The sequence below is a fragment of the Moraxella bovoculi genome, assembly GCF_000988745.2.
Lineage (GTDB): Bacteria > Pseudomonadota > Gammaproteobacteria > Pseudomonadales > Moraxellaceae > Moraxella > Moraxella bovoculi.
The window spans coordinates 348107-373845 of record NZ_CP011381.2 but is presented as its reverse complement, the minus strand read 5'-3'; the positions used below and the strand labels follow the sequence as shown (position 1 = coordinate 373845).

At 44.6% G+C, this 25739-nt stretch carries 28 protein-coding genes; 16 read left to right on the top strand and 12 right to left on the bottom strand.

The annotated features are described in order from the left end of the window. Positions 1–53: 53 nt before the first annotated feature. A complete protein-coding gene (gene efeO / locus AAX10_RS01775) occupies positions 54–953 on the bottom strand; it encodes an iron uptake system protein EfeO (RefSeq protein WP_046699678.1) in 900 nt (299 codons plus the stop codon). Positions 954–1170: 217 nt separating this feature from the next. Between efeO and AAX10_RS01770 the strand changes: the two genes are divergently transcribed. Further along, entirely contained in the window at positions 1171–1458 is a 288-nt protein-coding gene (locus tag AAX10_RS01770) for a hypothetical protein (protein ID WP_036365942.1), read from the top strand. A 115-nt stretch (positions 1459–1573) separates the two neighbouring features. Here AAX10_RS01770 and rpsU read toward each other — a convergent pair whose 3' ends face one another. Both rpsU and AAX10_RS01760 read right to left on the bottom strand, forming a co-directional pair. Then, entirely contained in the window at positions 1574–1789 is a 216-nt protein-coding gene (gene rpsU, locus AAX10_RS01765; RefSeq protein WP_036365938.1) for a 30S ribosomal protein S21, read from the bottom strand. A gap of 221 nt (positions 1790–2010) precedes the next feature. Next, positions 2011–2331 (bottom strand): hypothetical protein, encoded by a 321-nt coding sequence (locus tag AAX10_RS01760; protein WP_046699677.1) that lies wholly within the window; start codon positions 2329–2331, stop codon positions 2011–2013. 253 nt (positions 2332–2584) lie between these two features. Between AAX10_RS01760 and AAX10_RS01755 the strand changes: the two genes are divergently transcribed. Continuing rightward, positions 2585–3511 (top strand): DUF808 domain-containing protein, encoded by a 927-nt coding sequence (locus tag AAX10_RS01755; RefSeq protein WP_036365930.1) that lies wholly within the window; start codon positions 2585–2587, stop codon positions 3509–3511. Between the two features lie 57 nt (positions 3512–3568). Here the strand turns inward: AAX10_RS01755 and AAX10_RS01750 are convergent, their stop codons facing one another. Continuing rightward, positions 3569–4210 (bottom strand): SPOR domain-containing protein, encoded by a 642-nt coding sequence (locus tag AAX10_RS01750; RefSeq protein ID WP_158580278.1) that lies wholly within the window; start codon positions 4208–4210, stop codon positions 3569–3571. 261 nt (positions 4211–4471) lie between these two features. On the opposite strand from AAX10_RS01750, the gene AAX10_RS01745 reads away from it, so the two are divergent. Further along, a complete protein-coding gene (locus AAX10_RS01745) occupies positions 4472–4693 on the top strand; it encodes a DUF2788 domain-containing protein (protein ID WP_046697835.1) in 222 nt (73 codons plus the stop codon). A 17-nt stretch (positions 4694–4710) separates the two neighbouring features. On the opposite strand, the gene cmoB is transcribed toward AAX10_RS01745, so the two are convergent. Continuing rightward, the gene (cmoB, locus tag AAX10_RS01740) at positions 4711–5721 is read right to left on the bottom strand and encodes a tRNA 5-methoxyuridine(34)/uridine 5-oxyacetic acid(34) synthase CmoB (protein ID WP_193550991.1); all 1011 of its coding nucleotides are present in this window, start codon (positions 5719–5721) and stop codon (positions 4711–4713) included. Between the two features lie 6 nt (positions 5722–5727). Further along, complete coding sequence (gene cmoA / locus AAX10_RS01735; RefSeq protein WP_046699675.1) at positions 5728–6507, bottom strand: carboxy-S-adenosyl-L-methionine synthase CmoA; 780 nt, start codon at positions 6505–6507, stop codon at positions 5728–5730. Between the two features lie 71 nt (positions 6508–6578). Between cmoA and msrA the strand changes: the two genes are divergently transcribed. Then, positions 6579–7097, top strand: coding sequence for a peptide-methionine (S)-S-oxide reductase MsrA (msrA, locus tag AAX10_RS01730; protein WP_046699674.1), 519 nt, complete (start codon positions 6579–6581; stop codon positions 7095–7097). A gap of 53 nt (positions 7098–7150) precedes the next feature. On the opposite strand, the gene smc is transcribed toward msrA, so the two are convergent. Beyond that, complete coding sequence (gene smc, locus AAX10_RS01725; RefSeq protein ID WP_046700548.1) at positions 7151–10714, bottom strand: chromosome segregation protein SMC; 3564 nt, start codon at positions 10712–10714, stop codon at positions 7151–7153. A gap of 175 nt (positions 10715–10889) precedes the next feature. Between smc and AAX10_RS01720 the strand changes: the two genes are divergently transcribed. The 3 genes from AAX10_RS01720 to AAX10_RS01710 are packed head-to-tail and all read left to right on the top strand — an operon-like array spanning position 10890 to position 13575. After that, on the top strand, positions 10890–11747 hold the full coding sequence (locus tag AAX10_RS01720) for a hypothetical protein (RefSeq protein ID WP_046697833.1): 858 nt from the start codon (positions 10890–10892) through the stop codon (positions 11745–11747). Positions 11748–11755: 8 nt separating this feature from the next. Then, positions 11756–12076, top strand: coding sequence for a single-stranded DNA-binding protein (locus tag AAX10_RS01715; RefSeq protein ID WP_046699673.1), 321 nt, complete (start codon positions 11756–11758; stop codon positions 12074–12076). Beyond that, positions 12073–13575 (top strand): RNA-directed DNA polymerase, encoded by a 1503-nt coding sequence (locus tag AAX10_RS01710; RefSeq protein WP_046699672.1) that lies wholly within the window; start codon positions 12073–12075, stop codon positions 13573–13575. The genes AAX10_RS01715 and AAX10_RS01710 overlap by 4 nt, the downstream gene beginning before the upstream one ends. Position 13576: 1 nt before the next feature. Here the strand turns inward: AAX10_RS01710 and AAX10_RS01705 are convergent, their stop codons facing one another. Continuing rightward, a complete protein-coding gene (locus AAX10_RS01705; RefSeq protein ID WP_046698868.1) occupies positions 13577–14383 on the bottom strand; it encodes a sulfite exporter TauE/SafE family protein in 807 nt (268 codons plus the stop codon). Positions 14384–14455: 72 nt separating this feature from the next. Between AAX10_RS01705 and AAX10_RS01700 the strand changes: the two genes are divergently transcribed. Continuing rightward, positions 14456–15298 (top strand): biotin--[acetyl-CoA-carboxylase] ligase, encoded by an 843-nt coding sequence (locus AAX10_RS01700; protein WP_046699671.1) that lies wholly within the window; start codon positions 14456–14458, stop codon positions 15296–15298. Between the two features lie 8 nt (positions 15299–15306). Then, on the top strand, positions 15307–16026 hold the full coding sequence (locus AAX10_RS01695) for a type III pantothenate kinase (RefSeq protein ID WP_046699670.1): 720 nt from the start codon (positions 15307–15309) through the stop codon (positions 16024–16026). A gap of 45 nt (positions 16027–16071) precedes the next feature. Here AAX10_RS01695 and AAX10_RS01690 read toward each other — a convergent pair whose 3' ends face one another. Together AAX10_RS01690 and AAX10_RS01685 are read right to left on the bottom strand one after the other, a co-directional pair. Then, positions 16072–16503, bottom strand: a complete 432-nt coding sequence (locus AAX10_RS01690) for an MAPEG family protein (protein ID WP_080946973.1) — start codon at positions 16501–16503, stop codon at positions 16072–16074. After that, positions 16500–16916, bottom strand: a complete 417-nt coding sequence (locus tag AAX10_RS01685) for an OsmC family protein (RefSeq protein WP_080947178.1) — start codon at positions 16914–16916, stop codon at positions 16500–16502. Before AAX10_RS01685 ends, AAX10_RS01690 begins: the two co-directional genes overlap by 4 nt. A gap of 298 nt (positions 16917–17214) precedes the next feature. Between AAX10_RS01685 and AAX10_RS01680 the strand changes: the two genes are divergently transcribed. The 7 genes from AAX10_RS01680 to ubiM all read left to right on the top strand — a co-directional run bounded on the left by AAX10_RS01680 (position 17215) and on the right by ubiM (position 23015). Then, a complete protein-coding gene (locus tag AAX10_RS01680; protein WP_046699668.1) occupies positions 17215–17721 on the top strand; it encodes an RNA pyrophosphohydrolase in 507 nt (168 codons plus the stop codon). 136 nt (positions 17722–17857) lie between these two features. Continuing rightward, positions 17858–18733, top strand: coding sequence for a prolipoprotein diacylglyceryl transferase (gene lgt / locus AAX10_RS01675; protein ID WP_046699667.1), 876 nt, complete (start codon positions 17858–17860; stop codon positions 18731–18733). Positions 18734–18742: 9 nt separating this feature from the next. After that, entirely contained in the window at positions 18743–19585 is an 843-nt protein-coding gene (locus tag AAX10_RS01670; protein WP_036365901.1) for a thymidylate synthase, read from the top strand. A 1-nt stretch (position 19586) separates the two neighbouring features. Then, positions 19587–20099 carry a dihydrofolate reductase gene (locus AAX10_RS01665; protein ID WP_046699666.1) on the top strand — a complete coding sequence of 171 codons (513 nt, stop codon included), beginning with the start codon at positions 19587–19589 and terminating at the stop codon, positions 20097–20099. A 105-nt stretch (positions 20100–20204) separates the two neighbouring features. Continuing rightward, positions 20205–21245: an FAD:protein FMN transferase gene (locus AAX10_RS01660; protein WP_036365896.1), complete on the top strand. Its 1041-nt coding sequence runs from the start codon at positions 20205–20207 to the stop codon at positions 21243–21245. A gap of 115 nt (positions 21246–21360) precedes the next feature. Beyond that, positions 21361–21795, top strand: a complete 435-nt coding sequence (locus AAX10_RS01655) for a hypothetical protein (RefSeq protein ID WP_046697823.1) — start codon at positions 21361–21363, stop codon at positions 21793–21795. Between the two features lie 29 nt (positions 21796–21824). Further along, on the top strand, positions 21825–23015 hold the full coding sequence (gene ubiM / locus AAX10_RS01650) for a 5-demethoxyubiquinol-8 5-hydroxylase UbiM (protein ID WP_046699665.1): 1191 nt from the start codon (positions 21825–21827) through the stop codon (positions 23013–23015). 29 nt (positions 23016–23044) lie between these two features. Here ubiM and AAX10_RS01645 read toward each other — a convergent pair whose 3' ends face one another. Next, positions 23045–23671 (bottom strand): DUF6198 family protein, encoded by a 627-nt coding sequence (locus AAX10_RS01645; protein ID WP_046699664.1) that lies wholly within the window; start codon positions 23669–23671, stop codon positions 23045–23047. A gap of 79 nt (positions 23672–23750) precedes the next feature. Next, positions 23751–25619, bottom strand: coding sequence for an excinuclease ABC subunit UvrC (gene uvrC / locus AAX10_RS01640; protein ID WP_046699663.1), 1869 nt, complete (start codon positions 25617–25619; stop codon positions 23751–23753). Positions 25620–25739 lie beyond the last annotated feature (120 nt).

Here is a 25739-nt window from a genome sequence, read left to right as displayed (position 1 = left end):
ATAAAAATACAAAAAGCACCCATGTCTTATCGGTGCTTTTTGTGGCTTGTGGATTATTCCATGACAATGCCCATTTGCCCAAGTGGTTCGCCAAGTTTGTTCACTGCTTCGGCAAGCTCTTTGGTGTTCTCATCAGTTAAGTCGGTATAAGGCTTATAATCCTTGTCGTCCACTTTGTATTTATCCAACAAATCATTCACCGCTTTAAACCGCTCCTCTAAGGTCTTAACCAGTTCAGGATTTTTGGCGGTAAGTTTGGGTTTTAAAATTTCAAAAATCTTTTCTGCCCCTTCAACGTTTGCCTTAAAGTCATAAAGGTCGGTTTTTGAAAAAATCTCCTCCTCGCCTGTGATTTTGGTGGTGGAAACTTCATTCAACAAATCCACCGACCCTTGAATCATAAGCTCGGGCGTAACTTCGGCGGTGGGAATTTTAGCTCTTAGCTCTTTGATGTCAGCGATGAGCTGGTCGGCAAGCTCTTCGGTACCTTGGGTGGTGTTTTGTGTCCATAGGATTTTTTCAATGGCGTGAAAGCCCGTCCATTTTTCGCCTTGCTCAAGGTCGGCTTCACGGTTATCAATGCGTGGGTCTAAGTCGCCAAAACTCTCGACAATCGGCTCACTGCGTTCAAAATACATACGAGCCAAGGGATAAATCGCTTTGGCTTCGTCCAATTTACCTTCTTTTAAAAAGCCGACAAATTTTTCGGTATCGGCAAGCAGATTGTCAATTTGCCCTTCTACCCATTGTTTGTATTCGGCGGTTTCGGCAGATAAGTCCACTTGGGCGGACTCGGCAGTTTGTTCGGTTTTGGCAGGCTCAGCAGGTTGCTCGGCTTTAGTGTCGGTCGTTTGGGCGGGTTGTTCAGCTTTTGGTTCGGCAGGCTTTTGGCAGGCGGTTAGGGCAAGGGTCAACGCTAAAGACAGAACAGACAGGCGGATTGATGCTTTCATAAAATCTCCCATAAAAAATAGATAATATTGATAACAATTCTTATTTAAATTATACGCCCAAATTGCAGGGCAATCAATAATCTTTGTAAAATTTATGCAATCAAGTCTTAGATTAAAGTTTTGTATCAAAAACGTATCTGTATCTTTTCTATGATTTTAAACTTTGCTATAATCCTTTTAATTAACCCTTTTTCATCCATTTTTAGGAATCAAACCCATGAAACTACTAGCTCTAAGCACAATCTGTACTGCAGTTGTACTGACTGGCTGTAACGCAATGACCAAAGCTTCTGACAAAATTTTCTACAAACAAAGCAATTTCTCTCAAGTAGAAAGCACCGAATATCCAGTAGGTGAAGGTCCAGAATATGACCACGAAGCAAAACATGAAGCAGCCTTGGCTGACATGCAACAAACTCAAGAAGCTGGCGCACAGCGTCCAACTGCTGACTCTACTGTTAAGCATGACGAGATCGCACAGCCTGCTGAAGCAGCTGCCGAATAATCATGGCATTCAAAAAAACCTGCCTAATGGCAGGTTTTTTTATTTAGCATTCAATCTACTCAAAAAAACCCCGAACTGATTCGAGGTTTTATCAATAAAAATCTTGTTATATAGATTAGTATTTACGTACTGTGCGAACTTGCTCGCGCCATACTTTTTTCTTGTAACGCTTAACAGCAGCGGCTTTTTTGCGCTTACGTTCTTGTGTTGGCTTTTCGAAGAATTCTTTTTTACGAACGTCAGCCAATACACCTGCTTTTTCACACGCGCGCTTGAAGCGACGGATAGCGATATCAACTGGTTCGTTCTCTTTAACCTTAACTAAAGGCATGGGACACTCCTAATAACAAGACGGATGGCATCGATCAGGCTGTATTATATTGTATAGCGTCACGGTCTTGGGCGTGGGCATCAGCTCAAATCGGGATGGTTATTTCCGCTGGGCGGATTGTCTAGCCAAAATCAAGCTAAGACAAGCGCAATATTATAAATGATGCACAGACAAAATACAATCAAAATCTGCGCATAATTTGGATAAATTAGAACAATTTATTATTTGCTTTCAGTAGTAGCGGCAGCATCTGTAGCAGCTTTGTCAGCTTCAGCTGTTGCTGCATCTGCTGCAGGAGAAGCATCAGCAGCTTTAGTGTCTGAATCAGTTGTTGGCGTTGTAGTGGTCGCACCAGATGCTTCAGCAAATGTTGGCTGACCGTGGTCGTCGAACTTCACTTCTTCAGCCTTTGGGGCTTTCTCGATGGCGGTCGCTTCTGCCTCTGCCACTTTATCAACAGCATGAACTTTTTCATGCTTGTCACCACACGCTGATACCAGTACCGCTGCAGCTAATGCCGCTACCAAAACTTGAACTTTCATAATATCTCCAAATAATATTAAAACATCAAGATCAGGCCAAAAATCTCAGCCAGATAATCGCAGTTATCGGCTTATTATGCCACAAAATCCCACAATTTTCATAAGAATTAAATCACATATTAAAAATTTTCATTAAAATATATCGACATCAATGCACGACTACCAAACTTTACAAATTTTTTAACAAAAGATGAGTATAATGTGTCAAATTTTAACCAAAATAACCTTAAAAAATTAACAATTTGGAGTTCCTATGGCTGGTGGCAGTTTATTGATGTTACTTGATGACATCAGTACCATCCTAGATGACGTGGCAACGATGACTAAACTTGCCACCAAAAAAACTGCAGGCGTATTGGGTGACGACCTAGCACTAAACGCCCAACAAGTAACCGGCGTGCGTGCAGATCGCGAGCTGGTCGTTGTCTGGGCGGTGGCAAAAGGCTCGTTCGTCAATAAGTTAATCTTGGTACCTGCTGCACTCATTATCAGTGCGGTAGCGGCTTGGTTAATTACACCGCTTTTGATGATTGGCGGTTTGTTTTTGTGCTTTGAAGGCGCTGAGAAAATCGTTCATAAATTCGCACCTCAACTGCTGCCTCATGACCTAGATGACGAAGATGCGCATGCCGAACGCTTGGCAGCGAACGCTGATGAATCAGTTGACTTGGTTGCACTCGAAAAAGAAAAAATCAAAGGCGCCATTCGTACTGACTTCATCTTGTCTGCTGAGATTGTCGTTATCTCGCTTGGCGTCATGACTGCCAGCACATTACAAACCAAAGCTCTGGCCTTATCTGCCATCGCCATCTTGATGACAGCGGGTGTTTATGGTCTGGTTGCACTGATCGTAAAAATTGACGACGTCGGTCTAAGCCTCACTCAAAAGCCTGGCGCAGGCAGTCAAAAACTTGGTCGTGGTCTGCTAGCTTTTGCCCCGAAACTCATGAAATTCTTATCCATCGCTGGGACGCTTGCCATGTTCTTGGTCGGTGGTGGTATCTTGGTACACGGCATCGACATCCTACATCATCAAGCCGAAGACCTGGCAGCGCTCTCAGGTGTGTTTGGCGGATTAACCGAAACTGCCTATAATGGTATCGTCGGTCTATTAGCTGGATTGATCGTCCTTGCGTTCTATGTACTGCTCAAAAAAATGACAGGCAAAACCGCTCATTGATTTTAGCTCATAAAAATAACCCCTGGCTTAGCAGGGGTTATTTTTATGATTAATGAATTAGCGTCTTTGCTCTACGATGACTACATCGATGCCATTGCTGCTTAGTTTTTGCGCAGCGGCACTCACCTCAGCACGGCTCGACATGGGCGCTGATACCACCTGATAAAAGGTCGCCTGAGTTGCGCTGTCCACACGGCGCAGAATCACTGCATCCACACCTGCCAGCATGACCTGAGCACGCTTCTCATCTGCTGCTGCTGCATCAGAATAACTTCTAATCTGCAGAATATAAGTCGTCCCTGCTGGCTTGGCATCTTCTTCCGAGTCTGTCGCTGCATCGTCACCATCATAGGTGGCATCCTCTTCTACAATCTCAATCTTCGCTCCTGGCTCGTCTTTGGCTTGAACGACGGCATCGGCATCCACCACTCGGTCGCTATTGGCATTTGATTCTTGGACGCTAACACCCTCAGGCACGCTACGAAAATCCTGCTTGGACAGAAGGTCATGAAACTCATAGTTAATCGGCTCAGAAGAGGTAGTCGTCGCACTACCCAGAGGGGCAGAAGCAGCGCCAGCATTGGCCTGTGGAAAGATGTCATCTTCTGCTTGGATCTGCACCGCAGTCGCACGTTTGTCATCAAAGATGGGTGAACGATAAATCAGCACAGCAATCACCGCACCAATTGCAATTGCCAAAAGCATCCAAAACAAACTCAAAAGCCCTGAGCTTTTTCGGACTTCGGTTTCTTTATAGACGGCAGACGGTTTTTGTTTATTTATCATGTTAGTTAAAATTTAATGAAATTAAATCCATAAATGCGATATTGTAGCAAGTTTTTTGGATTAAGTGGAAAATTTTACGCGCTTAGGTCAGTAATTTTGGCATATTTGGCTCAATTCATTCATCTAAAATTATGCTATAATAGAATAAAGTCAATAATAAAAAAGACAACCGCCATGATTCTAGCTATCTCAGAAGAAACCATCACCGCCGCAGGTCTATACATCCTACTGCCGATTTTTATTGCGTTTTTGTTCTTTATCATGTGGGACATCTCCAAAAAATCGAACGCAGGCAAACAAGGCACCTTTTGGATTTTTGTCGCCTTAGGTATGGGTTTTTTTGGATTTTTGGCAAAACTCGTGATCGAATGGGTGCTTGGCAAATGGTTCATTTAACCATCTGACCAAGACCTTTACCTTTTTGCGATCATGACAGCGCGTTTTGGTGCAGGATATCCCTCTACTGTCTTAGTTGGGTCGTTTTTATCCAAAAAGTCCGTCAAAGACTGATAATCCATCCACGCTGTCGCCCGCTGCTCATCGGTTGAAGTCACATCCACATCCACACAGCGAACATCGCTAAAGCCCGCCTTGGTAAGCCACTTGGTTAAAGCAGGCACGCTTGGCAAGAAGTACACGTTATTCATTTGCGCGTAGCGATCATCTGGCACCAGCACAGTATGCTCATCGCCATCCATCACCAAGGTCTCAAGCACAAGCGTACCGCCCTTTTGTAGCTGACCTTTTAATTGCTCAAAATGCTCAAACGGTGATGCGCGGTGGTACAATACCCCCATACTAAACACCACATCAAATAGCGCACTGTCGCTGGGCAGACTCTCAAGCGGTACAGGAATGTAATGCACAGGCAAATCCACGCCCATAAAGTGCTTAATCGCCATGAACTGATGATAAAACAGACAAGACGGGTCAATGACAATCACCGATTTGGCGCCATCACCAAGCATTCTAAAACCATGATAACCCGAGCCGCCACCCACATCCAAGATCCGTTTATTCTGTAAATCCAGATGCGACCTTACACGCTCCCATTTAAAGTCTGAGCGCCATTCTGTGTCAATGTGAATGCTCTTATTCTCGTCATCAGATGACAAGAAAAACGGACCCTTTCGCCACGGCTTTAAGTTTATGAGCAGACTTTGCGTCTTTTTAAAATCAGCCATTTGCCAATCTAGTACAGCTTCGACTTTATCGTTCAAATTCGTGCTGATGGCCGGCACTACCGGCAAGCGCTCAATGGCAGAGGCATAAAATGGCGCATGTGCATAGCGACGTTTATCCTTGATGGCAGCCAGCCAGCTGGGCATGGCAGCGATCCACTCGCCTGCTTTTAGGTGATATTTGCTCATCTGCAGCAGGTGCATATATAGCGCCCGCTCAGCATTAAAAATCGTATTATTCATGATAAATTATTGTTTAAAAGCAATCATCGATACAAAGTTCAAGAACCGAAACCATGTCAGGCTACGACTAAAGCCAGCTTGAGCCAGTCGCTCATGATGCACATCCAAGGTATCAGTAATCAGCACATTCTCCAGAGCGTTACGCTTACCGCTGATCTCAAGCTCACTATAGCCATTAGCGCGCTTAAAATCATAATAACGCTCTACCTGCCAAGCATCATCCTGCTCATCGACTAGGTGCGTCTTCTCAGTTAGGATTAAGATACCACCCTCGTTCAGCGCAGCGTGGCATTTATGTAGTAGTGACAAACGAACATCAGGCGGCAAAAATTGCAAGGTTAAATTCAGCACAATCATATCACATGGCTCAAATTCAATCTCGCACACATCCGCCAAAACAAAGCGAATATCATGATCAGGATAATGCTCAACAAGCACCGATTTGGCACGCTCAATCATCGGCGCTGAGATATCAATGGCGTGAATCTCAATGTCGTCGGCATCAAATTTATCCGCTAAGGCAAAACTTACCGCACCCAAAGAGCAGCCCAAATCATAAATGCGGCTGATCTTTTTGCCGGATTCATTGATTTGACCGAAGGATAAATGACGCTTGGCAAAGATCGGCAACATCGCAAGCATCTGCCCGTAACCTGGCACGCTGCGGCGAATCATGTCAGGAAAGCACGCCACCACTTCTTCATCAAAACTAAAACGCGCATGCTTGTCCAGCGGCGTGGTGAATAGCGTGTCACTGCCCGTATTAGGCTTAGTATCATCGTTCATGGTTGATTTTGTGATATTTGTCTATATAAACGTATTATTCTATCATTTTTTTGGCAGACTAAGGAAAAATTATGCAACACATCATCTTGGGCGGTGGCTGTTTTTGGTGCACAGAGAGCATATTTTTATCATTAAAAGGCGTGCAATCTGTCGTATCAGGCTATGCAGGCGGTACGGCTCAGACCGCAGACTATGAGACGGTCTGTACAGGGCGGACAGGTCACGTGGAAGTCATCGATGTGACTTTTGATGAGAATGTCATTGATCTTTCGGTGATTTTGGATGTGTTTTTTGCCACGCATGACCCCACAACCCTAGACCGTCAAGGCAATGACATCGGCGCACAGTACGCCTCGGTAATTTTTTATACCGATGACGCTCAGCTTGATATGATTCATGACAAGATCGTCAGCTTAAAGGCAGATGGCATCGCGGTCGTAACCCAAGTTCGCCCTGCACCCGAGTTCTATCAAGCAGAAGACTATCATCAAAACTTCTTCGCTAAGAACCCGACTCAGTCGTATTGTAGCTTTGCCATTCCGCCAAAGCTTGCCAAACTGCGCGCCAACTTTAGTGAATATTTAAAATAACATAAAGAGCAAAGCACAAATCCACCGTTTGGTGGATTTTTATTGGCGTACCGTTAGCTCTCGATGTATTTTTCCGCCTCTTCTAGATTGACCGTTACAAGACTTGAGATGCCCGCGGTTGGCATGGTGATGCCTTTTAATTCATCGGCGATCTGCATGGCAAGCTTATTATGACTGATAAAAATAAACTGCACGCTATCGGCAAGCTCATGAATCAAGCTGGTAAAACGTCCCACGTTAGCATCATCAAGCGGTGCATCCACCTCATCAAGCACACAGAACGGCGCAGGATGCTGTTTAAAAATCGCAAAAATCAAGCTTAGCGCAGTCAAAGTTTTCTCACCGCCAGAGAGCACCGCCAGATGGCTGTTCTTTTTACCTTTTGGTTGTGCCATCAATACCAATCCTGCTCGCCATTTATCTGCTTTGGACAGATTCTCATCATTAATCAGCGCAAGACTCGCCTGACCACCACCGAATACTTTGGTAAATAACGAATTAAGCTCAGCGTTCACGGCATCCAGAGCAGACAGGAATAAGGCCTTGGTCTTCTCATCGATGGCAGAAATCGCGTCTTTTAGCTTCGCCATACTCTCTGTGATGTCGTTAATCTGAATATCCATGGGCGACACACGCTCTTCAAGCTCGGCAAGCTCTTGGGCGGCCGCAAGGTTCACCGCGCCCAGCTTGGCGATGTCTGCCTTGATGGTATCGATACGAGCGGTGTTGTCTTTGAATTTTGGTGTTTTGGCTCGAAAATCTGCCAACATCGAAGGCAAATTAAAGCCTTCATCAATGCGCATCATCTCATCACCCAAGTCAATCAAGCGACTCTCGCCCACCGCAGTATCTGCTGTGATTTGTGCAGCCTCTGTCTGAGCCTTGGCAAAATTCGTGTGCGCCTCAGTCAAGTTCTCTTGGAGTTTTACCTGCATGAGCTGCAATGCCTTGGCGGCCGCCTCATGCTCTTCGCTGATAATCTTAAGCGCGGCGGTCTGAGCTTTGGCGTCTTTGAATGCTGCCTCAAGCTGTGGCAGCTTGGCGCTGAGATTTTTTTCGTTGTCTTTGACAGCCTGAATGTCGGTCTCAGCCTGACTTAGGTTCTTTTGGGCAAGCTCAAGCAGTCTTTGGGTGTGAGTGAGAGCTTGGGTGAGCGTGCTGTTTTTTAGCTGAAGTCCCTGATGTTCATCTGTCAGTGCCTTAACCTGAGCGTTTAATTCATCCATGCTTTTGGTCATGGCCGTCATCGTATTTTGTGCCGATTCAAAACGCGGCAGATGCTCGCTCAACTGCTGAATGCCATCAGCTATTTGACTTTCTAATACTTTAAGCTCGCTTCCGATCTCTTCTTTCTCTTCATCCAGAGCGGCTTTATTCTTGGCGAAATTCTCTCGCTTGATGGCGTCAGTTTGGATTTTGGCCTGCAAGATCGTATGCGCCTGCTGTACCTTATGAAGGCTTGAGAGCACGACGGCCATCTGCGCGCTTTTCTCATCTTGGGCGATTTTGAGCGCTTCAAGCTGTATGGTGTGAGTTTTTAGTGTTTTTTCGCTTTGCTCCAGCTCATCTTCTAATGCGCCCAGCTCATCTTCTAGCTGACCCAGACGCTTGCTGTGTTCAGCTTTTTGGCTAAGTAGTGACGACTCTGCGCCAAAGCTTGAGCCATGAATCACACCGAACGAGCCAATCAACCAGCCTGTCTTGGTCAAGATTAATCGACCATCTGTGATCTGATCGCTCAGCCGAGATAAAGCCTGCTCATCAAGCTCTTCGTCCAGCAAATAACAAGCATCGAACAGCTTTAATCTTGGCGCGTCGAACAACTGCCCAAAAGCAATGAGATTACTATCATTCACGCCATAGCCGCCGCCTGTCTTAAAGATGGCTCGGCTCGCTTGTTTATCCTTGGTGCTCGGCGCTGCCAAAGCTGCCTTTAATGCCAAATCATCAAAGATCTTAGCATCCATCCAAAACCCCAAGAATTCATCCAGCACCCCAGCAAAGCTCTCACCCTGACGGCTCAGGCGCACCACGTCCTTTAGGCGTGTCAGATGCGAAAAATCATCGGCCTTGGCTGATGTCTCTTCTACCTTTGGTTTGGCATGCACCATTTTATGTAGAATGTCGTATTCACTCGCCAAGGCGGTATGGCGCTTCTCAAGGGTGGCGTGAGATGATTGTAGCGATTGAACCGTCTTGGTCATCTCGTCAAGCTTGTCTTTATCATCATCGTCCGCCAAAGATTCTTGGCGTAGGCTTAGCGTCTTAATCTCGCCTGCCAAGCGATTCAATTCATCAGCATCAGCGCTATTTTCTTTGCCAATAGACTCAAAAGACAACACCAGCTCATTGTGTTTTTTTATCCATTTTTCGCGATTGGCCAGCACGCGGCTTTTTTGAGATTCGGCAAGTTTTTGGGCATTTTCTAGGGTGTTTTTTTGAGCTTGAAGTGTGTTCACATCGTCTCGGATGCTTTGCCAATTGCCCTGAAGTTGTTTAAGTTCAGCTTGTTTTTGGGTAAGTTGATCGCCCAACACTTTTAATGATGGCTCAATGCTTGCACGCTCTTCGTTTAGCTTGGTCAGCTCTTTTTTGGCGTGCTCGATGCCATCTTGCGCTTCGGTTTTGATGAGTGTTAGTCTTTGGATTTTATCATCGGCTTGGCTAAGCTCTTGATTTAAGGTATAAAAATTATGCTGAGCGGTCTGCTCTGCCATCTGCGCATTATGGTATTTGTCACGCGCGTCGTCTTTTAGCCATTGTCCCTCGGCGACCTTATTAGACAGACGTTCAAGCTCCACTTTGGCTTTATTCACCACAGTTTCAAGTGCGTTCAGAGTCTCTGATGAGCTGACTTGCTGTATTTTTTTGTGTTCGTGGTATTGCCATGCTTCAAAGATGCGCTTTAATAGATCTTCTTTATTAATTTTGGCAAGCTCATCAGAGAGCTCTTGATATCTTTTGGCGGATTCGGCTTGGCGCATGAGCGTGCGCTGTTGTTTTTTTAATTCGCCTTGTAGGTCGGATAATCGCTCTAGGTTATCACGGGCTTCGTCGAGCTTTTTTTGAGTTTCGTCACGGCGCGCCTGATAGCGAGACACCCCTGCCCCCTCCTCGATGAACGAACGTAGCTCCATCGGGCTAGAATCCACGATTCGCCCAATCATCCCCTGCTCGATCACCGCATAACTACGCGCACCCAGACCTGTACCCAAGAACACATCCACGACATCACGGCGACGCACTCGCTGACCATTGATGAAGTAATCAGACTTGCCATCTTTGGTCACTTGGCGGCGCAGAGTCAATTCTTGATACAGATTCAGTGCGTGGCGAATGCCACTCGTCTCATCCTGAGTATGCTCAAAGGTCAGCTCCACGCTTGCCAAAGATTTGCCCGCTCGACCTTCCACCCCAGCGAAGATCACATCACTCATCGCCCCGCCACGAAGCTGTTTGGCGCTCGTCTCACCCAGCACCCAGCGAATCGCGTCAATCACGTTCGACTTACCACAACCATTCGGCCCGACAATGGCAGTAATGTCGTGCTTAAAGGTAAAAGTGGTGGGATTGGCAAAGGATTTAAAGCCTGATAGTTTTAGGGATTTTAGGCGCATGATGATTAGGATTGGGTGTGGTAAAGGTGGGCATTTTAGCAAAAAATAGTTTTTTTCGTAAGTCATTTACAATAAATATAACCTAAAATAAAATAGCGGATTGCAAGAGCGTTGAAAAGCCCAAAAAAGATAAAGTATAATATCTTGGGATTTTATAAAAAAGGAGGTACTTACTATGTACATCACACAAGCAAATCTAAACAGATTATTTGACAGTGTAACGTGCAATACTATTGGCATTCAAGAACTCCTATCATCACACCCTAAACTACACGAACTGTTATCAGAGCCTGAATTAAAGCAACTAACTGCCATTGAAGCTATAGTTGCTGGCGATACAATATTGGAAATACTACGCATAAAGGCATTAAAAAATTACAATAATACCAACTATGTATACCAAAATTCCACACCCTACTATCACACAAATAATCGATGCCCTAGATTAAGCAACAACTACATAAATGTACTTATACCAGAGAAAATAAGAATGTTAGGCGATGAAGAAATGGAAAAATATCGCAGTTTTTTTCCAGCACAAAATCCAAATGATAGTGATGAGATAAAAATGCAAAAAGTTCAGATTGGTGCCAACGCTGTTCGAGCGTACTACTTAGATAAAGGCATTGAACTTAGCGAGCATGAAATTTTTGAAGTTATTTCAAGAAAACATACAGATACTATTAATGCAAGTACAGTGATGGATTTAAATGGAAAAATACATGAGTACAAAGAATTTTTAGATAATATCAAAAACAGCGATAACCCACAAATTAAAAATATATATCATGCAAGATATATCAATAACAAAGATATATTAAAAATGTATAAAAATAAAAACGATGATGAAAAATTCTATGTTCTCCAAATGCAAAAACTAAGAAAAGAAATCCTATCACTAGCAATAAATCAGCTAATACTTATTCATAAGTTTGATGAAAATAGCCTCAATCAAAAAGTACTTGATGCATTGGGATTTAGATTTTGTTCGCATTGCAGTTCAATAGCACTAATGGAAATGCTAAATAAATAAGGTTGGTTATGATTAATTCAATCATTCTTGTTGGCAGACTAGGGCAAGACCCTGAGCTATATAGCTTTAAAAATGGTTCTTTTATTACCAAATTTTCTGTCGCCACTTCTAGATATTGGAACGATAGATATACTGGCGCAAGAATACAAGAAACCGAATGGCACCATATTGTTGCAAACCACATTCTTGCAAAAATTGCTTTTCAAGATTTCAAAAAAGGTGATTTAGTATATATAGAAGGCTCTCTTCATTATAAAAAATATCGCAATCAACAGAATGTAGAAATGTATTATACCGAAATTCAAGCCAAACAGATATATTCCCTATGACAAAAGATACTCTATTATCATTAAGCCACCAACAAGCCCTAAATTTCTTTTTAGAGCATGAAAATTATTTTGACGTATCACTACCCATTTATTTTAATATTTCAAAATTATTAAAAAATATTAACATCATTGATATTAAAAACCCAAATTTACTATTTAATAAAATCAAAAATGAAGACAAAACACATCTTATTTTATACACACACAAATCCAATGGCACCAAACGACCTTTAACCATGGTTAATCCTGTTCTGCACGTTTTATTAGCCAAAAAATTAACCCAAGAAAATACTTGGCAGGATTTTATTAGGTTATTTGATTTTTATGAAAAACAAGACAACATAAAGTGCCATAGCTTACCCATCATCTCAAGATATCGCAAATTTGCCTATTATAAAGCCCGCCAAATTATGAATTGGTATGATAATTTTGAGCAAGCAAGTGTAAAACTGAGCCTGATTTACAACTACATGGCAGCATCCGACATTCAAAATTTTTATCCCAGCATTACCAATCATTCTTTTACAACATCTTTAGCTCAATCTAAAAGCAAGAATTTAATGGATTTTGCAGATTTATGCGAAAAATTTTTAAATACCTGTCAAGAAACAGGCTTACCACAAAGCAATAATTTATTTCATCTTTTGGCAGATACCGTATTACTTAATGCCGATAAAATATTACATGGAAAAATCAAAAAACATCGCATTAAAGGTTACCAAATCTTGCGTTATAGAGATGATTATCGCATATTTACCAATGACAAAAGTCAAGCGGATATTATTCTAGCACTATTAAAAGAAACGTTATATTCATTAGGCTTAGCACATAACGAACAAAAAACAGGTGTTTATGATGACATCATTTATCACGCCATTAAACACGACAAACACGCATGGCTAGACAATGATATTTTATTAAAAAACGATGCCAAAACCACCGCCACCCATAAAATTTTACTCATCATCAAAGAATACGGCAGAAACTACCCCAATACATCGGGCGTACAGCGTGGTTTACAAATCGTTTATCAAAAGCTCAAACAAGATTTGGACTTTGTGGATAAAGAACACCTAACGCAAATAATCGCCATTACTCTTGATATTGCCAAAAGCAATCCACGTTGGACAGCAAATTGTTTGCAGATTATTGACTGCTTATCTGTTTATATCAATGAAAATCAATACGAGAAACTGGCAAAAATTGTCCATAAAAAACTCATTCACAACAATACCGACTGTTCAGTTATTTTGTGGGTACAACGTTTTATTTATGGTCTTGATAACACGCTTTTTGATTTAACGTTTAATAATCTACTCGCCCAATATATCAATCATCAAAACAATCATGATTTGTGGAATTTTTCGTTTGTCGAAAACAAATCCATGAAAGAGATATTAAACACCCCCATCATGGATTTTGATTTAATTGATAATAAAGAACAAATACTTAGTGATAAAGAAGTAAACTTATTTTTTAAATCAGCTAAGAAAAAATAATTCAAACCACCGCACCCCAAACCAATTGACAACCCACCACAATCAGCAAACACGCAAAGGCTTTTTTGAGTGTGGCAGCAGGCAGTTTGTGGGCGATTTTTGCTCCAAGTTTGGCGGTAATAAAGCTCGCCACACTAATGGCAACAAAGGCAGGCAAATGTACAAAGCCAAGCAGTCCTGCCACAGGCTCGCTCATATTCGCCACATGGCTGCTACCAAACCACATAAAGCCAAGTGCGCCAGCAATGGCAATCGGCAGGCCGCACGCTGCAGAAGTCCCGACCGCTTGTTTCATGGGCAGACCCGCGTGGGTAAGATACGGCACATTTAGACTGCCACCGCCAATCCCAAAAATCGCCGAAGCCATGCCAATGACACCGCCCGCCACGCTTTGGCTCATCGGCTTAGGCAGGGGCTTGATGTTCTCATCCGCCTTTTTCATGAACATCTGAATAGACATGATGATGGCAAACACACCAATCAGACCTTGCAAATAATCACCTTGAATCAGCGTTGCCACCCACGCCCCGAACAGCGAGCCGATGACCAAGCCGTAGGTTAGGTTCTTAAAGACATCCCAGCGCACACCTCCCTTTTTGTTATGAGCAGTGAGCGAGCTGATAGAAGTGATGATGATGGTTGCCAGTGCCGTCCCCACCGACACATGCGGGATAATCTCACTCGGGAAAGCATACGCCCCCAAAATCCACACCAACGCAGGCACGATGATCAGACCACCGCCCACGCCAAACAGCCCTGCACACACACCCGCAAACGCTCCTGCGACCACAAACCACAGATACATCATAATGACACACTCATCAATTAATAAAATTGTGCTATTATAGCCCAATTTTACTCATTTTAAAAAACCAAAATTATGGCTTTTGTTACATCTACGCTTCACACCCATTTTGACAGCACGGACAGCACCAACACCCAGCTTATCCACGCCATCACAGACGGCGCGCACTCCCATATTACCCCCCACCTATACACGGCAAGCCACCAGACGGCAGGGCGTGGACAGCATGGGCGGACGTGGGTGAGCGGTGCGGACAATGTTTTTTTAAGCCTATATATCCCCATCGGAAATGGAGCATATGAGCTAAACACATTGTCGGGACTGCTTTCGCTTGCTGTCGGATATGAGCTTGCTAATTTGCCCATTATCCAAAACATCAACACCCACCGCCAGACGGCTAGCCTACCCCCCATTGGCGTCAAATGGGCAAATGATGTGGGATTTTATGATGATAAGGCAGGATTTTTTAAAAAACTCTCTGGCATTTTAATTGAACCTGTTTTTAAAAAATTGGATAAAAATACGCTTGTGGGTGTGGTGATTGGCGTGGGGTTAAATGTCAATAATTCGCCTGTGATAAAAGACGGTCTTTATCAAGCGACGTGTTTAAAAGAATTATCAGACATAAAAACAACCGCCCAAGATTTATATATCCCAATGGCAAATGCAATCTTTCAAGCGGTAGAAATTTGCAATCATTGTAAAGAACCCATGTATCTGCAAAATTTTATTGATAAATTTAACGCCAGTCATCTTTTGACCGATAAACTCATTCATATTTTTATGCAAAATAATATGACGGATATTTATGCCAAAGGCAGATGTATCGGCATTGGCAATCAAGGCGAATTGTTATTAAATGACAATGGCAATATTAATCGGATATTTGCAGGTATGGCAAAAATCGTTACAAACTAAGGAAAATCATGAAAAAACTTTGGCTGGATTTGGGCAACACCCGCTTAAAATATTGGATTGTAGATAACGACACCATTATCGCCCATGACGCAAAAGAACACCTAAAAGCCCCCAATGAATTATTGCTTGGACTGCTTGGCACATTGGCGAGCTTTGAGCCTGAATTTGTGGGGATTTCTAGCGTGCTTGGCGATAAGATTAACACCGCCATTGACAAGACCTTGCAAGGCTTTGCCGTACCCTTTGAATTTGCCAAAGTCAATGCCACACACCCCCTTTTGGCAAGCCACTACGACCCCAATCAGCTTGGCGTGGACAGGTGGCTACAAATGCTTGGCGTGGTGGATAACACCAAAAAACAATGCGTGGTGGGCTGTGGCACGGCTTTAACGATTGATTTGATAGAACACGGTACGCATTTGGGCGGATATATCCTACCTAACGTCTATATGCAACGCCACGCCCTGTATGCAGGCACTCAGCAGATTGCGGTGAAGGCTGGGCGGTTTGACAGCACCGAATTGGGCAAAACGACCTTTGATGCGGTCAATCATGGCGTACTGTTTGGCGTGGTGGGGGCGGTGCGTGCGTTGCAAGGAGACTACCCTGATTTTAAGATTACGCTCACAGGGGGCGGGGCGGATATGATAAATGTGCAATTTGATGATGCCCTAAAGGTAGAAAAAGAACTGCTGCTCATCGGTCTAAAACGGTATTTTAATCGCTAAAAAAACCGCTAAATAATCTTTAGCGATCAGCATAGTATCGGTCACTTAAACAACCAAAATCGCAAAATAAAAGAGCATCACGCAACACAATAAGCCAAGCACCCACAGCACCGAGCGCACCAACGGCATATTAAAGGCGTACGCCGCACCGTAGCCAATTCTCAGTAGTACATATAGGCACGCCAGCACATTGATCACATTCTGTGGCACAAAACAATACATCGCCACGATCACAGCCGCCAAGAAAATCGGCAACCCCTCAAAGCTGTTCTGCTGAGCAGCATTCATGCGCGCTGACAGCCCTGTCACATGACTAAGAAACTGTCTTGGATTGGCATTATCCGACATCTTAAACCCGCCTGTCGCCTTGGCAAGCATGGCAAACACCAAAGGCAGCAGACACGCCACCAACATCGCCTTGATGGCAATGTCCATGTCAGATGAGAAATTGGCGACGAACATCATGATGCTATTCATGACGCAACTTCGATGATTTCATAATTATGAGTGATGTTCACACCGCCATCAGCCAGCATCTTTGATGCCGAGCAGTATTTGGTCGCAGACAGCTCGATCGCTTTGGCAACCTGAGATGCTTTGATATCAGTTCCAATGACAACAAAGTGTAGATGAATGTCAGTAAATACTGCAGGTGTGGCATCAGCACGCTTGGCAGAGACTTCACAACGGACATCCTTAATCGCTTGGCGAGATTTTTTTAGAATACTCACGACATCATAACTGGCACAGCCACCCAAACCCATCAAAATCAACTCCATCGGCTTAGCACCCAATGTTTGAGCAGAATCGATAATCACCTCATGACCTGAGCCACTTTTGGCACTAAAATTAATCACGTCATTTTTTAGCCATGACACACAGGCATTCATATCAGACATACAGCACTCCAATTTATTAGATGATTATTAGGTTATTAATATAATACATGAAAACAGCTACACTATGGCGGTTTTTTGCAGGATTTTCAAGGTGTAATCAGTTGGTCGTTTCATTTTATATGACAATAAAGCAAGCCAAAAGTTAGCGATCAACCCAAAAACCATCTAGAAACATTTTTATTCAAAAAAATATTACACTTTTTGGTGAAAATTTGTTTTAATAGTCATTAAGTTATCTGCCCATTATTTTGGGTAGAATTTTTATAAATTTTAAATAATGAGTTTAGTCATGATTGATTCAGACGGCTTTCGAGCCAACGTCGGTATCATCTTGGCAAATACACAAGGTCAAGTGCTTTGGGCAAAACGCATCGGACACGACAGCTGGCAATTTCCACAAGGGGGGATCGATTATGGCGAAACTCCACTTGATGCGATGTACCGCGAGCTACATGAAGAAGTCGGACTTTATCCACAGCACGTGGAATTGCTTGCGGTTACCAAAGATTGGTTACGCTACCGCTTACCAAAACGTTATGTCCGCACCAACCAAGAGCCTTTGTGTATTGGGCAAAAACAAAAATGGTTTTTGCTCCGCTTAGATGAAAACAACGCCCAACACATTCGATTTGATACTTCAAAACCCGAATTTGATGAGTGGCAATGGGTCAGCTATTGGTATCCTTTAAATCAAGTCGTCGCTTTTAAGCGCGGCGTCTATCAAAAGGCATTGCAAGAGCTGATAGAACGACTCCCCCTAAAAAGCGAGCTGATTCTACCACCCTCCAAGTACTAACTAAAAGAGATCAAGCAGTCGCTTGGTCTTTTTTTTGTTCACAGAAATATTCACAAAAACCAACCAATAAAACTTAGATAAAAATCAAAAATTTCGCTATAATGAGCGGTTAATCATTTCAAAAATTCGGACAATCATGGCAATTATCCACCCCCAATTTAACCCTGTCGCCCTAGATTTAGGCTTTATTGAGCTGCATTGGTATGGGCTTATGTACTTGCTTGCATTCTTATTCGCATATGGCTTGGCAAGCTATCGCGCCAAAAAACGCGGCGACTTCACTCAAGAAATGGTCTCAGATTTGGTATTTTATGGGGCGCTGGGTGTGATTTTGGGCGGTCGTATCGGCTATGTGATTTTGTACAATTTTGGCGAATTTTTATCCAATCCTGCCTACCTACTGCGTGTGTGGGAAGGCGGCATGAGCTTTCATGGTGGCTTTGTTGGTGTGCTTTTTGCTATGTATTTTTTTGGACGTAAATACAAAAAACACGCCTTTACCGTGCTGGATTTTATCGCGCCTGCCGTGCCAACGGGGCTTTTGTTTGGGCGACTGGGCAACTTCATTAATGGCGAGCTGTGGGGGCGCGTATCGCACGGCGATTATGCTCATCTGATGTATTTTCCCCAAGCAGTTCACGCCGACCATGAGCTCATCAACGCCGACCCAAGCCTACACAATATCGCGATGCAGATGGGCGATTATTTCCTACTGCCACGCCACCCAAGCCAGTTATATCAAGCACTGACCGAAGGCGCATTACTGTTCATATTGCTGTGGTGGTTTAGCGCCAAGCCACGTCCGCGCTATGCTGTATCTGCGCTGTTCTTGTTGGGTTATGGTTGCAGCCGTTTTATTACCGAATTTTTCCGTCAGCCAGATGTTGGCTATGAGCTGATCTTTGGATGGATGAGCAAAGGGCAACTATACAGCTCGCCGATGATCATCGCTGGCTTGATTTTGATGGTGCTCGCCTACAAAAAGAACATCTACGATTGGCAAAAAGCCTAAGGCACGGACATGAAACAATATCTAGAATTATTACAACACATCCTAGACAAAGGACAAGACAAATCTGACCGCACCGGTACAGGCACTCGTTCGGTGTTTGGTTATCAAATGCGATTTGATTTGACGGATGGATTTCCCCTACTTACCACCAAAAAAGTACACATGAAATCCATCACGCACGAACTGTTATGGTTCATCAAAGGCGATACTCACGTCAAATATTTGCAGGACAATGGTGTAACCATTTGGGACGAGTGGGCGACCGCGGAGCAGACAGCAAGATTCGGTCGTCAAGAAGGTGATTTGGGCCCTGTTTATGGTCATCAGTGGCGTAACTTTGGAGCGACCAAAAACGCTAACGGCTCGTATCAGACAGACGGCTTTGATCAGATCAAATGGCTCATCAACGAAATCAAAACCAATCCCGACTCTCGCCGTCTCATCATCTCAGGCTGGAATCCCAATGAAGCCAGCCAAGTCGCCCTACCACCCTGTCATACGCTGTTTCAGTTCTATGTCGTGAATGACAAACTGTCCTGTCAGCTGTATCAGCGCAGTGCGGACGTGTTTTTAGGCGTGCCGTTTAATATCGCAAGCTACGCCCTATTTACCCATATGATCGCTCAAGTGTGCGGGCTAGACGTGGGCGAATTTGTGTGGACGGGCGGCGATACGCATTTGTATCATAACCATTTTGAACAGGCAAAATTACAATTAACCCGCGAGCCATTGCTGCTTTGTCAGCTTAAATTAAATCCTAAAATTAAGGATATTTTTGCCTTTGGTTTTGATGATATCAGCATCGAAAACTACCAATCGCATGAGCGCATCAAAGCGGACGTGGCGGTGTGATATGAATAACATCAAGATCATCCATGTGGTCGCCAAAGACCGCCAAAACTGCATAGGCAAAGCCAACGACCTAGCTTGGCATATCCCTGCTGATTTAAAGCATTTTAAAGAGATTACCACAGGGGGCGTGATTGTCATGGGGCGAAAGACCTTTGAGTCGCTCGGTCGACCCTTGCCCAATCGGACACATCACGTCATTACACGAGATACGGCATGGACAGCAGACGGTGTGGCGGTCGCTCATGATTTGCCAACCGCCATCAAGAGTGCCAAAGCTGACGCGACGCGACTGGGTAAAGATAGAATTTTTGTTATTGGCGGAGGCGAGATTTACCGCCAAAGCCTAAGCATGGCGGATATCTTAGAAATCACCGAAGTCGATCTGGACGTGCAAGGTGACACGCATTATCCTGCCATCGGCAATGAATTCAAGGAAATCTGGCGTTCAGAGCAACAAACCGATGACAAGAGCGGCATTGCTTTTGAATTCACCACTTGGCAACGCCAATCTTAATCCATCGTTCTCATTATCAACGAACCGCTCTTTGGCGGTTTTGTTTTATCTATCCATCAAAAAATGCTAAAATAACCGACAGCTTATCTATCATTTAGGAATGACATGCGCCACTTACTACTTTTGCTCGCTGTACCTGCCGTTTGTTTGACCGCTTGTTCGCCAAAGAGCGATTACCAAAGCATCGAAGGCAAAACGATGGGGACAACTTATCACATCACCTTCAAAAACAACAACCAAAACAGCGCAGACATTCAAGCCGCCATTGATGCACGCCTTGAAGAAGTGAATCAAAGCATGTCCACCTACATCGAAGACAGCGCAATTTCAAAGTTTAATCGACTGCCGAGCAATCACCCCATGTCGCTGGATAAGGATTTCTTGCAAGTACTTGGCGACAGTCGTGCCATTTATCAGGCGAGCGGTGGTAGCTTTGATCCGACGGTTTACCCTTTGGTGGAGCTGTGGGGCTTTGGCTCGAAGATGAGCGTCGAGCGACTGCAATCACCACCCACAGACAATGAAATAAACGCCATCAAAGACAAAATCGGTCTGGATAAAGTCATTCTAACCAATGACAGCATCCATAAGATACACGATGGGGTAGGTCTAGACTTCTCAGCGATCGCCAAAGGCTATGGCGTGGACACCATCGCGCGCGTCCTTACCGATGATTATCAGATTACCGATTATATGGTAGAGATTGGCGGTGAAGTCGCCACCAAAGGCGTGAATGCCAAAGGCAGTGCATGGACACTAGCCATCGATTCGCCCGTGATTGACAGCTCTATTGCCAGTCGAGAGACCATCACCACCATCACCCAAAAATCAGGGCAAACCCTACACATGGCAACGTCTGGCGGCTATCGCAATTCGGTGGAATTTAACAGGGTACGCTACAGCCACACCATCAACCCAACCACCGCAAAACCTGTGGCAGGCTCAGCACCTAGCGTCACTGTTCTGCATGACAGCACCGCACTGGCAGACGGCTGGGCAACAGCACTGACCGCCGTACCATATGACAATGCGCTGCGGATGGCAAACGACCATCACATCAAAGCATTATTCATCATCGAGAATACAGATGGCAAAGGCTTTAAATTGGTTAAATCAGACGCGCTCACCACGTTCGATGCCAAATAAATAGGCCAGAGGCACAGCACTACTTCTTTTTGGGACTTTATTTGGCGTGGGTTTTGTTTTACAATGCTTATGAGTAGTTATTTTGACAATCAGATTTAAAAAATAAGGATGACACATGGCGACTTTCTCACCAACCCTACAATTCTCCAAACGCTGGCTTGCCACCCCAAATGCTGTCAAGCAAGCTTTCCATCAAGAACTAGACGACATCATTCACATGCTCGGTAGCGATATCGCCGCCAAGGATTATCAGTTCACGAATAACGATTTTGGCGGCGCAGTATCTGAGCTACTAAGCACGCACCAAGGCGAATCGAAGGAGCCTATTAAATTGGTACATAGCATCGACACCACGCCACTCATCCAAGAGACTCACGGCGAATTTAGCCCAGAAGAATTGTCCGATGTTGAAGCGCGCATCAGTGCAAAATTATCAGCGCAGTTAGATGATTTCTTGGGCGAGCACATGGTGCATCTGTCTGGTGATCTAAAGGCATGGGTAAGCACTGCGGTCAGAAACGAACTGGCAGATTATAAATCAAATCAATAAAACCAAAACAATAACATAAAGAGATCATCATGAGCCGTCATAGCGACATCATCGTCATCGGCGCAGGTCCAGCAGGGCTTGCGTTTGCCAGATATCTTAAAGGCACCGACCTAAACATCACCCTCGTCGAAAAGGCAAGCCTAGACAGCATCGCAAATCCTGCCTATGATGGGCGTGAGATCGCTTTGACACACCGCTCAAAAGAAATCTTACAAAACCTAGGCGCATGGCAACGTTTCAGCACCGATGACATCTATCCATTAAGAGATGCTAAGGTGTATAGCGGCACTTCTGATTATGCTTTGCATTTTAAGGTACCAACTGACCTAAAAATACTCAACTCATTGGACAGATTAGGCAATCTCATCTCAAACCGCAACATCAGACAAGCACTGTACGATGAAGTTAAAGATCTACCCAATGTTACATTATTGACAGACAGCACCATCACATCCGTCGAGACCAACTCTCAGCAAGCCATCGTTACATTAGATGACGGCTCAGCCCTAACCGCCAACCTACTCATCGGTGCAGACAGTCGCCTGTCATTCGTACGTCGCACACTTGGCATCGGGGCGCAGATGAACGATTTTGGGCGCACGGTGATTGTCTTTAGGGTCAGCCACCCTATATCTAATGGCGCCACCGCCCAAGAATGTTTCTTCTATGGGCGCACCCTTGCCTTGTTGCCACTGCACGACAACCTAACCAACTGCGTCATCACACTGGATAACACACAGGTCGCTGAGCTACTCGCCATGACTGCTGACGAACTTGCCAAGGAAGCGCAGCGCATGATGGGCGACAAGCTGGGTGAATGCACAATCGCAGGCACGGTTCATCACTACCCGCTTATGGGCGTTCATGCCAAGACTTTCATCGCAGAGCGCGCCGCACTGATTGGTGATGCCGCTGTTGGTATGCACCCTGTCACTGCACATGGCTATAACCTCGGTCTGATCAGCGTTGATATTCTGGGTAGTCTTGTTATGAATGCCCACCGCAAGAATGGCGACATCGGCAGCGCCAAGCTGCTACATACCTACAATCTACACCATCAGCGTCACACCAGACCGCTCTATCATGGCACGAATGCGATGGTATCAATGTTCACCAATGACTCAAGACCTGTGCGCATACTGCGCGATGTCGCCCTTCGCGCCAGTAACAATTTCCCGCCGATTAAGCGCTGGATTGCTGGACAATTAACCGGCAAATAAATCAAAAACGCATCCATTGGTGCGTTTTTTTAGCTGCCGACATATCTGTCTTTACGAAAATTCATCGCCAATATCGCATTTAAAATCAGCATACCCATGATTGATAAGATGAAGGTCTGCAGATTTAGATAAAATAATGACAACAATAACACCGCCCCATCCATCACCATTAAGACTTTACCAGCTGGAATGTTATGGCGGTCTTGGACGTCTAGCGCAAGCAAATTAAAGCCACCAAGCGTCGTACGATGGCGAAATAATATCAAAAGCCCAATTCCAATCAGAATATTGGCCAAGATCACGACGTATGCGGGGCTAGGCTGTGCGACATCTATAAAATAAGGGTGTATCTCGGTCATCACAGACAGCAGCGCAACAGCTACCGCTGTGCATACAATCATCTTACCGCCAAGTCTACGATAACCCAAATGGTAAAATGGCAAATTCACCACGAAAAACCACACGCCAAAGGCAACGCCTGTCGTATGATGCAGCATCATGGATAAACCAACCGTACCGCCCAGAGCAATGGCGCTTTGCTTTAGAAGCATGACGCCAAAGCCCACAACAAACGTCCCAATCAGCACCGCAAGAAAATCTTCAAAAGGCGTATGCTGAATGCCTTTTGGCTTGACGTGGAGTAATTTTATCGACATGACACATCAATGACTAAAAAAGTAAAATTATAACACAGTAACCATTAAGACAGTAAAGACCAATCCAACCTTATAGTCATCAATCGTGCAGCGCCTTATAAATCGTACTCGCCAAGACCCTACCAATGCCTTTAACACTGGCGATCTCAAGCTCGGATGCACTGATGAGCTGCTGGATACCGCCGAAGTGATTGAGTAGTTCACGCCGTCTTTTCTCGCCCAGGCCTGGGATGACTTCTAGCACTGACGACCCACGAGCTTTGTCGCGTTTTTTACGGTGATTGGTAATGGCAAAGCGGTGCGCCTCATCTCGAATATGCATGATCAGATGCAGTGCCTTAGAGTCCATGGGCAGGTCGATCGGCTCATGATTGATAAAGTGCAGCATCTCAAGCCCCGCCTTACGCCCTTCGCCTTTTGCCACGCTGACCAGCAGCGTATCATCTAACTTACCTAATTCGCTTAGCACTTCTTTGGCGATGTTTAATTGCCCTTTACCGCCATCGATTAACAATAAATCAGGCAATTCATGTTTGGCATATCGACGCATGAGCACCTGACGCATAGCCGCATAGTCATCGCCGCCTGTGATGTCGTGGATGGCATATTGGCGATAATCACGCTTGCGAGAGCCGCCAGAGTCGAACACCACGCAAGATCCCACCGCCGCCTCGCCCATCGTATGGCTGATATCAAAGCACTCAATGCGATCAATGGCTCGTGGCGATACCGTCTCAAGCACTAACTTTAAGGCATTAAAGCGCGCTTTTAGTTCATAATAATCTGTCATCTTAGCCTTAAGGGCGTTGTCAACATTTAACACCGCCAGACTTAGCCATTCACTGCGATGCTTTTGGACGCGGTGTTTGATTTGTGTTTTTTTGCCAAATTGCTCACTTAATAGCTCTGCGATGGTATCAGCATCAGGCAGATGCTCGCTAACAATGATCTCAGCGGGCAAATCATCACTCACCTGAAAATAAAACGACAAAATAAACTCCGCCAGACGCTCAGCATTATTCTGCTCAGCAAGCACAATCTCATCGGGAAAATAATTCTTACCGCCCAGTACCTTGCCGCCGCGAACGGTCAGCACATGGATGCTCGTCACGCCCGCCTTGTGATCGACGGCAAAGACATCCGCCTCCCCCTCTAGGCGAAACACTGCTTGGCGCGCCTGCATCTCGCTGACCATGGTGATTCGATCACGATAAAATGCCGCCTGCTCGAAGTTTAATTCCTCTGCTGCCCTTTCCATTTTGCTGACCAGCATTTCTTGGACTTGGGCATTCTCCCCACTTAGGAACAATAGCGCGCTATTAACATCATCCAAATACTCTTCGCGGCTAACCATGCCCACACAAGGCGCCTTACATCGCTTGATCTGATATTCAAGGCAAGGTCGTTTTCGCGTATTAAAATAACTGTTGGTGCAGTTTCTAATCATAAAAAGCTTCTGCATGAGCAGCAATGCTTCTTTTGCGCCTGTTGCAGATGGATACGGCCCAAAGAACCTTCCTTCGACGTGATTCCCCTTGCCTCGTCCGAATCCCAATCTTGGAAATCGATCAGTTGACATGAACACATACAGATAGGACTTATCATCACGCAGAATGATGTTATACGGTGGTTTGTGCACCTTGATGAGGTTTTGCTCAAGCAGCAGTGCCTCTGTCTCACCGCGCACGATGATGATCTCGATGTCGCAGATACGCTGCACGAGTGCTCGCGTCTTGGGGTGCTCTACAGTCTTGGCGAAGTAGCTGGTGACGCGGTTTTTTAGGGATTTTGCTTTACCAACGTACAGAATCTCGCCTGACTTGCCAAGCATCTTATACACCCCAGGCAGGTTCGGTAGGGATTTTAATAAGTGGCTGATGTGAGATTTTCTGTCTTTTTCGTTGGATTGACCTTGATCAAGATTGGGGGGATTTGGCGTATCATTCATGTCTGTTAAATTTATCGTCATTTAGCATTGATAATAAGGCAAATTTTAGCATTTGCAAGATGTTCGCCCACATTTATCCTTTATCAAATGACAAATCTATGGCAAAATATTCATTTTATA